Here is a 6,402-nt window from a genome sequence, read left to right as displayed (position 1 = left end):
CGAAGTCCCAGAGGCAGTGGGCGGCTGTCGCGACGACGTCCTGCGAGGCGGCGTTGACGACGGTGGCGGAGCAGACGTAGTCGTCGCTGCCGATCGTCACGTAGAGGCGGCCCTGGGTCGATGCGGCAAGACCTGTCGCGTCGAAAGGGTCTCCGGCTGTCGCGGGCGCGACGGGGGTCGGGTCGGTCACGGGGCCTGTCGAGGGGTCGACCACCACACCTGTCGCGGCGTCCGGCCGGGTGCCGCCGTCGGTGTCAGGGCTCTCGGGGTCGTCGTCCGGGGTGACGATCTTGGTGTCGGCGTCGCGGCGACGGTCTTCGGTCCAGTAGTCGTTGACCTCTTGCGGGCTGTCCTCGTAGTCGTGCCGCAGCGAGACCGTGTCGGTCTTGAGGGGCGGGCCGATCTGCGGTGACAGGGACCCGGCGACGGCTTCTCCGGGGACCTGCGTCGCGCAGCCTGCCAGCGCAGCGGCGAGGACGACGAGGGCTGTGGTCCGCAGCACCGGTCGACGGGCAGTGGCGTTGCGCGGCGCGGGCGCGGTCGGTGCGGGTGCGGGTGCGGGCGGGACCGCGCGTCTGGCGGAGGGCCTGACCGTGCGCCCGGCAGCCGGCCTGACCGTGCGCCCGGCAGGCGGCCTGACCGTGCGCCCGACGGCGGACGCAGGGGTGGGCTCGGTCGGGCCAGCGGGTCCGGTTGCGGCGGCGGGCCCGGTGGCGTGCGGTTCACCGCCGGTGAGTGGCGGCCTGCGGAGCGACATGCCTCGACTATCCCACTCACCACGCTGTCACGAGCGGAGAGCGAGGGGGAGTGGTGCCCACCCGGACGGGCGACTCCTTCCTGGCCGCAGGATCGTGCGGATCGAGGGCGCCGTAAGGGCGTGGGGACCAGTCCCCATCTACGAGCGGCTGGGGTCGCGGCTGGCGCTGCCGGGGGCGGGCTCGCCGTGCCGTGCACGTGGGCAGCCGACCGCTCCCGGTCTGGTGCGGGAGCGGTCGCCTGCCCGGGCGGCCCTAGCCGATGATCCCGAGGGCAACTCCTTGGACGGTGAGCAGCACGGCGCTGAGGGTCACGACAGCGCCAGCCCACATCCAGAAGCTCTTGAGGCGCCGCGCCTTCGTCGCTGTGCGATCGAGGGTGTCGAAGCGGCGGAGCTGCTCGGCCGTCAGGAGCGGAGCTGGTGAACCCCAGGTCGTCTCGGCCACTGCCGCGGCGTGGACCGCTCTGAGGTCTTCTCCGGCGAGCGTGACGGGTAGACGCCTGAGCCTGCGTCGGAGGAAGAGGTCGGCGAACACCCGCGTCCGCTCCGGCTTCTCGCGCACGACGAGCCGCTTCGGGTCGACGAAGACGAGCACGGGGGTGACGGGCACGTCGACCGTCGACGCCGCTCGCAGCATCCGCCCGGCGGCGTCGGCGGAGCTCTCGGCCCGCGCCATGAGGTCGGTCTTCTCCCGGTCGACGAAGACCTCGTGCCCGGCGACGAAGACGTTCTTCACACGGTGGTGCTCGCTCGTCACGACGAGCACCCCGGGCGGGCCGACAACGACGTGGTCGGCGTCCGGTGAGCGACCGTCGAGGGGGACCGCGTGCGCCACGACCCAGTCGGGCCCCAACCCGTCGAGGACGCGAGCTACCCGCCGGGCGCCGGTCGCCCGGTCGAAGGCTGCGCGTGCGGCCGGGGCGATCGGGTTCGTGCCGAAGACGCGCCCGAAGGATCCCCGTGCGTCGTCGGCGGGCTGGCGCTCGAGCGTCAGCGCGATATCGCTCCGCCCCGGGACGCCGGTGGGCGTGAGCGTGCTCGGGGAGTCCTCAGAGGCTGGCCCCTGTGCAGGATCAGCGCTCATCGGCCCTCCGTCACCACGACTGCTCGCCTGCCGGTCACAGGTACTCGGCGACCAGCCGCTCGGCGAGACCGACGTACGACCCCGGGGTCATCGCGGCGAGGCGTGCCGCGACGTCGTCGGGGAGGCCGAGGCCTGCGACGAAGGTCCGCATGTCCTCTCCGGTGATGCGGTGCCCGCGGGTCAGCTCCTTGAGCCGCTCGTACGGGTTCTCCATCCCCTCGACCCCGGCGACCGACGCGGCGCGCATGGCGGACTGGACGGCCTCGCCGAGGACCTCCCAGTTGCCGTCGAGGTCGTCGGCGAGCAGGTCGCCGTTGACAGCCAGAGCCTTGAGCCCTCGGCGCACGTTGTCGATCGCGAGCAACGAGTGACCGAAGGCCGGTCCGATGTTGCGCTGGGTCGTCGAGTCCGTGAGGTCCCGCTGGAGGCGGCTGGTCACGAGCGTCGCGGAGAGGGTGTCGAGGAGGGCGCACGAGATCTCGAGGTTCGCCTCGGCATTCTCGAAGCGGATCGGGTTGACCTTGTGCGGCATGGTGGACGACCCGGTGGCGCCGGGGACGGGGATCTGCTTGAAGAACCCGAGCGAGATGTACGTCCAGACGTCCGTCGCGAGGTTGTGCAGGATGCGGTTGAAGCGGGCGATGTCCGCGTAGAGCTCCGACTGCCAGTCGTGGCTCTCGATCTGCGTGGTGAGCGGGTTCCAGGTGAGGCCGAGCCCCTCGACGAAGGCCTTCGAGACGGTGGGCCAGTCGGTTCCCGGGACCGCGACGACATGGGCGCCGTAGGTGCCCGTCGCCCCGTTGAGCTTGCCGAGGTACTCAGCGCTCTCGACCCTGCGGACCTGGCGGCGGAGACGGTGGGCGAGGACAGCGAGCTCCTTGCCGACGGTCGTCGGGGTCGCAGGCTGACCGTGCGTCCTGCTGAGCATGGGGACGCTCGCGTGCTCGCGGGCCATCTCGGCGATCTGCTCGACGAGGGCCGTTGCGGCGGGGAGCCAGACCTGCTGGACCGCCCCACGCACCATGAGCGCGTACGACAGGTTGTTGACGTCTTCGCTCGTGCACGCGAAGTGGACGAGCTCACCGACGCCGGGCAGGACCGTCGCGTCGCCGAGAGCGGCCGGCGCTGCCGCCAGGCGACGCTTGAGGAAGTACTCGACGGCCTTGACGTCGTGCACGGTCTCGCGCTCGATCTCCGCCATCTCGGCGATGCCGTCGCCCGAGAAGGTCGTGACGACATCGCGGAGGTAGGCCTTCTCGGCGTCGCTCAGGCGCGGCGCGCCCGGGACCACAGGGCCGTCAGCGGTGCCGTCGGTGAGGGCCACGAGCCACTCGACCTCGACGTGGAGGCGCTCGCGGTTGAGGGCAGCCTCGGACAGGTGGTCGACGAGCGGGGCGACCGTCGAGCGGTACCGGCCGTCGAGCGGTCCGAGGGCGATCGCCGGGGTGACGTCCGCGAGGCTCGCGCGGGTGGGCTCTGAGGAGAGGTCGCTGGTGGGCATGGCGCCATTCTTCCATCTGCGGTCAGGTCGTGGACATGGTGCCCACGGTCCTGTGGACGACGGAGCGGTCCCGGCGGCCTGTGGACTGCTTGGATCACTCCCAGTGAGGACTCCGTCGCAGTGCCGGTCCGACCAGGGAAGGTTGCACACAGGGCGAAGTGGACCCTTCCGACTGTCGGCGCCAACCAGTACTATTCGAACATGCGTTCGACGAACAGTCCTGGTGCCGATGGCCAGGCTCACCCAGACGGATACTCCGGCACAGCCGGCGGCTCCAGCGTGCTCGTGGGTCCTTCCGACCCCGGCCGTGGTGTGGCCGGGGGAGACGATCGCGCTGCGAAGACGGCGTCGTCGAGCTCTGCTCTTCTCCCTTCAGCTGCACGGCTGGAGGTACGGCCCCGTCGCGTGCAGCGCTCGTCGCTGGCCGCAGGAACGTCCGGGACGGGGTCTGCGCGCGGCTCAGGTCCCTCTGGACGCCGGACGCAGCCGGATCGTCGGACGCAGCCGGATCTTCGAGCGCGGCCCGATCGTCGTGCGCAGCCGGAGCCTCGTGTGCAGCCTGACCCTCGGGAACAGTCAGACGCACGACCCTCTCCGCGGATGGTGGCCGGCGAGCGACCTCATCGCCCGTCTCCGACAGGTGAGCGACCTCATCACCCGTCCCCTGCAGGCGGCAGTCTCCTGGTCGCACCGAGCGCACCGGTCGTCGCCCGTGCTGCCTCTGGGCTCTCCTGGCGTGAGGCGCGTCGACAGGTCCTCGACGCGCTGGTCGACGAGGTCGAGGCCGCTGATCGGGCGATAGCGAGCGCCCAGGCGCGCCGGATCAGGGCGATCGAGGCCGTGCGGGTGGAGGCTGTGGGGGCTGTGGCTGCTCTCGACCCCGTGCTGGGGCCCGTGGATCCTGCTGACGCAGTCCGCGTCTCTGCCATCCGCGCGCAGCAGAGGTTCGCCCACCAGTCTGTGGTACTCGAGGTCTCGTGTGCCCTCAGGGCTCCTGAGGTCAGCACTGCGTCGTTGGTGCACGACGCACAGGTGCTGGTCGACCACCACCCGGCGACGCTCACCGCGCTGACAGACGGGAGCATCTCGTACGCCCATGTGGGTGTGGTGCTGGAGAACACCACTCTCCTGGAGCCGGACGACTGCCGCGCCCTCGAGGTCACGCTCGTCGACAGAGCCAAGGACACGACTGTCGCTGCGCTGCGGAAGTTCTCCCGACGAGAGCGCGAGAGGACCCATCCGCGGCCCCTGATCGAGCGTCACCGTGAGCGCCTTGCGGAGAGGCACGTAGAGATCGAGCCTGCACGCGACGGGATGATGTGGCTCCACCAGTACCTTCCGGCGGTCCAGGCTGCGGCGATCTACAACCGCGTGACAGACATCGCGGCGAGCTTCCAGGGCCCGGACGAAGAACGCACCCTCGCTCAGCTCCGCGCAGATGTCCTGAGCGCGCTGCTCCTCGATGACAGCACGTCACGTTCTGCGTGGGAGTCGGCGAGGTCGCTGGGATGCGCGGACAGCACGATCGCTGGTGCTGGTGCTGGTGCTGGTGCTGGTGCTGGTGCTGGTGTGGATGCGGGCGCTGGTGCAGGCGCGGCTGCCGACGATCCCGCGGACCTGCACGCCCGCACGAACGGGCCCCGGCACGGGCCCTGGCCCCGGCCCCGGCCCCGGCCCCGGCCCGAGGGACCGTCTCTGCGTGGGATCCGCGCGACCGTAGCGGTCACCGTCCCTGTCATGACACTTCTGGGCACCTCGGAGGAGGACGGGCACCTCGCGGGCTACGGGCCGATCGATGCAGAGACGGCCCGGGAACTGGCAGCGCGTGCGCCCTCCTTCAGACGGCTGCTCACCCACCCGGAGAGCGGGGTGGTCCTCTCCGTCGGACGAGAGAGCTACAGAGTCCCCGCGGACCTCAGGGCTTGGCTCCGGATTCGAGACGAGACCTGCCGCTTCCCGGGGTGCAACCGGCGGTCCGAAGGCTGCGATGTCGACCATATCGCCCCATGGCAGACGGGTGGGGAGACCGATCACCGGAACCTCATCCACCTGTGCCGTCATCATCATCGGATCAAGCACGAGACTGCGTGGTCTGTCTCGGCGAGCGACTCGGGCTCGGCAGTTGCTTTCGCGAGCCCTGGCGATGTCATCTGGACGTCACCATCGGGTCGGACCTACGTCGATCACCCAGCGGTCCCGCGACCGGCTCGTCTCTCCGTCGAGCCGCGCCCGCGGCTGGACCTGGGCGCAGGATCGGGCCCAGCCGAGGGGGGACCCGAGCCCAGCTTCCCCGACCTTCCCCCGTTCTGACGGAAGGTGCGAGCTCTGACAGACGGAGCCGGTGACGGGCGAGGTGCACCTCGCCCGTCACCGCTCACGACCGCTCACGACCGCTCACGACCGCTCACGACCGCTCACGACCGCTCACGTCTAGCGGCGCGACTCGTCCTTCGTCGGCACGACGACGGAGATGATCATCGAGAAGAGGGAGATGAGGAACGCAGCCAGCACGGCCCACCAGAAGCCGTCGACGCGCAGACCCCAGTCGGCCTGGTCGGTGATCCATCCCGTGAGCAGCACCATGAGCGCGTTCACGACGAGTGTGAAGAGGCCCAGCGTGAGGATGTACAGCGGGAACGTGAAGAGCTGCACGATGGGCTTGATGATCGCGTTGATGACTCCGAAGATCAGCGCGACGACGAGGAACACGACCACCCGGCCGCCAGTTCCGTCACCGCCGACGATCTCGAAGTGGGACCCCATGAGCAGGGTCGTCAGCCAGATCGCGACAGCATTGACGAGGACTCTCACTAAGAAGCTCATGTCCAGATCCTCCCACCAACGGCACGTATCGCGCAGGACGAGTGGTGCGAGCTCGGCGCGAACCTAGGGTCCGGGAGGAGCGAAGGTGCGATGCCAGCACCAGGGCTGACCCCGGACCACGGAACCCAGACCCCGGACCACGGACCCCAGACCCCGGACCTCGGACCTCGGACCCCGGACCACGGACCCCGGACCACGGACCCCAGACCCCGGTCCCCGGACCTCGGACCTCGGACC

At 70.4% G+C, this 6,402-nt stretch carries 5 protein-coding genes; 1 reads left to right on the top strand and 4 read right to left on the bottom strand.

The annotated features are described in order from the left end of the window. The 3 genes from HZZ10_RS18805 to purB form a co-directional block, all read right to left on the bottom strand. A partial coding sequence (locus HZZ10_RS18805; RefSeq protein WP_218928965.1) for a hypothetical protein occupies nt 1-502 on the bottom strand: 502 nt, incomplete at its 3' end. A gap of 508 nt (nt 503-1,010) precedes the next feature. Further along, nucleotides 1,011-1,841, bottom strand: a complete 831-nt coding sequence (locus HZZ10_RS18800; RefSeq protein ID WP_179914683.1) for an NERD domain-containing protein — start codon at nt 1,839-1,841, stop codon at nt 1,011-1,013. Nucleotides 1,842-1,875: 34 nt separating this feature from the next. Next, entirely contained in the window at nt 1,876-3,342 is a 1,467-nt protein-coding gene (purB, locus tag HZZ10_RS18795; protein ID WP_179914682.1) for an adenylosuccinate lyase, read from the bottom strand. A gap of 201 nt (nt 3,343-3,543) precedes the next feature. On the opposite strand from purB, the gene HZZ10_RS20190 reads away from it, so the two are divergent. Continuing rightward, nucleotides 3,544-5,652, top strand: coding sequence for a DUF222 domain-containing protein (locus HZZ10_RS20190; protein WP_373367345.1), 2,109 nt, complete (start codon nt 3,544-3,546; stop codon nt 5,650-5,652). Between the two features lie 120 nt (nt 5,653-5,772). Here HZZ10_RS20190 and HZZ10_RS18785 read toward each other — a convergent pair whose 3' ends face one another. Beyond that, complete coding sequence (locus HZZ10_RS18785) at nt 5,773-6,165, bottom strand: phage holin family protein (RefSeq protein ID WP_179914680.1); 393 nt, start codon at nt 6,163-6,165, stop codon at nt 5,773-5,775. Nucleotides 6,166-6,402 lie beyond the last annotated feature (237 nt).

The organism is Sanguibacter inulinus, assembly GCF_013415325.1.
In the GTDB taxonomy this organism is placed as follows: domain Bacteria; phylum Actinomycetota; class Actinomycetes; order Actinomycetales; family Cellulomonadaceae; genus Sanguibacter; species Sanguibacter inulinus.
The sequence above is the reverse complement of the archived record's forward strand: the minus strand, read 5'-3'. Positions and strand labels throughout refer to the sequence as shown.